At 34.8% G+C, this 3,231-nt stretch carries 1 protein-coding gene; it reads right to left on the bottom strand.

Features of this window, described 5'->3' with window-relative positions; genetic code table 11:
• Positions 1 to 3,231 (bottom strand): efflux RND transporter permease subunit (locus U9P79_10120; GenBank protein MEA2104976.1); only part of this gene is annotated, 3,231 nt, incomplete at its 5' end.

Genomic DNA, 3,231 nt, shown 5'->3' with positions numbered 1-3,231 from the left:
TTATTTTCTCTGTTCGAAGATCACATAAATCACCGGAATAATAATTAGCGTTAGAATGGTTGAAGCAAGCAGACCACTTATCACCGTAATAGCGAGCGGCTTAGTCAGTTCCGAGCCGGTTCCCATACCGATAGCAAGAGGTAAAAGTCCGAAAATCGTAGTCAGCGATGTCATAATAATGGGGCGAAATCTTTGACTCCCCGCTGTTTTTACAGCCGAAATAAGCTCGTAACCTTGCTCTCGCAGGCGTTTTATCGTATCCAATTTTACAATACTATCGTTCACCACGATCCCGATGAGAACCACACTTCCAATCAGGGACATAAGATTAATGCTGGTGCCGGTAAGAAGAAGTCCCCAAACTACCCCGATCAATGACAATGGAATAGTTAAAATAATCACAAACGGAAGGTAGAATGACTCGAACTGAACCCCGAGAATCATATACACGAGGAGGATAGACAGAATAAAAGCGAAGATCATACCGCTAAAATTTTCTTTTATTCTTTGATTTTCGCCGCCGATATCGTATTTGAAATTATTTTTATCAGATAATTTTTTCATAAGATCATCGACTTGATTGTAAGCAGCTTGGAATTTTGTATTTTTGGTAAGTTTGATAAAAATAGTTGCATTTTTCTGCTGTTCTTTTCTGTATAATTCTTCCGGTGAAAGATATTTATTCACTTTAATAAAATCCGAAACTGAATACATTTTTTGGTTGAAAACGATTTTTTGATTTAAGAATTCAGTCAAATCAAGATTGCGTTTTTGGGGTGATTGATCATAAGTTCGGATAATAATTTTTTTAATCTGGTTTCCATAAATGAGTTCATCGACTTGATAACCAAAATTCAGATCTTTTAATTTTTTTATAATATCATTTCGAGAAATAGAACCTTTTAGCTTTCGTAAAAGATTCTCTTTGAATTCGAGTTGGAATGCCGGCTTTGTTATTTGCAGATTGTTTTTAATTTCAGAAAACAGGTAATATTTTTTGTTAATTTTTGTTAGATTGGAAGACACCAGATCGGAGTTGAGTTTTAATTTTTGTAAATTATCAGCGTAAACATTTATTTCAATCGGATAATCACCAAAATCAAAAATATTTTGATAAACATTACCGGCAGATAAAACTGATATATCTGCGGTTACGAGAGATTCCAATTTATTTTTCAGATATAATTTTTTATTCTCAATATTTTTTATTGAGTTCGGCATTATAGATAAGATGAAATAACCCTTATGCTCAGCATTTTTTTTATATGAGATGAAGCCAGACTTGCTGTATTCTTTTCCCACATAAGTTTCGATATTTTTTATATATTTTTCTTTTTGGAGAAATTTCTCGATCTTAATCATTTTTTCCCGGGTTATCCCCAAGGGAGTTCCTGAAGATTGCTCCAATTCCACGCTTAATTTATCCGGCGTTAATTTTGGAATAAACCTGCGTGGGATAAAAGTTGCCGCCATAATTGAGGTTAGAAAAATGATTAGAATAATTATAATGGTTTTTTCTTTTTTCAACAGAGCATTATTCAGAATATTTTCATATTTGTATTTAACCTTAGCCAATTTTTTTTCATTCCATTCCCCAATAGGTTTTATGAAATTATCTACAGTTTGTTTTGTACGAGTTAAGGAATAATTAATCAAATAGCCCAAACTGCCGAATATGGTTTTTATGATAAATTTTATAAATTCTTTCGCAAACAAAAGCACCCGCCAAACAAAAAAGAATGGAAGTAATAATTTCAGTCTTGGTCGTTTATTTGTAAATGAAATTTTATTTCGTGAAGGAGTGTGAAAATTTTGCTGATTTACTTTTTTATTTAACAAAGTCGGCACCATAATTATGGAAATAACAAGGGAAGAGAGAAGAGCAAAAGTGATTGTGAGTGCCTGCTCTTTGAAAAAAATGCTGCTAACTCCCTGAAGATAAATGATCGGAAAGAAAACAGCAATCGTGGTAAAAGTTCCGGCACTAATCGAGAGCATAACCTCTTTTGTGCCTTGAATACAAGCGTCTTTTAGTTCCACGCCATTTTCTCTCAACCGTGTAATATTTTCAAGCACAATGATTGAGTTGTCAACCAGCAAACCGATTCCGATTGCCAAACCGCCCATAGAAAGAATATTTAGAGAAATGCCGAAAAAATAGAGCAGAATAAAAGTCGCTATGATTGAAAAAGGCATAGCGAATGCAATAGTGAGCGGCGGTTTTATACCTTTGAGAAAAAGGACAAGCACGAAGAAAGCTAATATTCCACCGATGAAAATCGACTGCACCACAGAGTTAATTGATCTGATAATTTGCCTTGAGTCGTCGTGCAGGAATTTTAATCTTATCTGCTCACCTTTCATTTCGGATTGGATTGTATTCCATTGATTAGCACATTTTTTCACTTTTTTACAAACTTCAACTGTATTTGCGTCGGAATTTTTGATAATATTCAAGACAATGCCGTCTTTACCATTAACCCTTGCAATAGTTTCTCTTACTTCCGATTGCTCATAAATTTCGCTGATATCTTTTAAATAAAATTTATCCCCGTTATCATTTTGAATAACGACATTTTCGATGTCCTGCTTGTTTTTCAGATTTTTCGGAAAGAGAACCGAATATTTATACCACCCGTCAATTATTTCGCCACCGGAATAATTGATATTGAGCTGTCGTATTTTATTTGCGATCATTTCGGGCGTAATATGATACATATATAATTTGTGAGGAGAGATGCGAATCACGATTTCTTTTTCCACAATTCCGGAAAGTTCGGCTTTTGCCACTCCGGTGAGCTGTTCGAATCGTTTTTTGAGAATATTTTTTCCGATTTCCGAAAGAGTATAAAGATCATTTGTTCCGGTGATAGCAAAACTAATTATCGGACTTTCCGACGGGTCAAAATTGAGGATATTCGGTCTGCCGGTATTTTCCGGTAAATTCCATTTTACTCTATCCAGCTTCTCGCGTGCTTTTAAGATAGCAAAATCTATATCGGTTTGCCAATAAAATTCTACAATGATTATTGATTTACCGGTTGAAGAAACGGATGAGATATTTTTTATACCTTCCAAACTGCTTAAACTCTCTTCGAGGGGGCGAGTTACAAGTTCTTCCACTTCTTCCGGAGCAGCATTTCCGTATTTGGTTTCCACAACAATTTTGGGAATGGAAATTTTCGGCAGCATTTCAACATTCAGCAAGGCAAGTGAGATTCCTCCCAAAAT

The sequence above is a fragment of the Candidatus Cloacimonadota bacterium genome, from assembly GCA_034661015.1.
GTDB lineage: Bacteria > Cloacimonadota > Cloacimonadia > JGIOTU-2 > JGIOTU-2 > JAYEKN01.
Note: the sequence above shows the minus strand (reverse complement) of the source record. Positions and strands in the feature narration are given on the sequence as shown.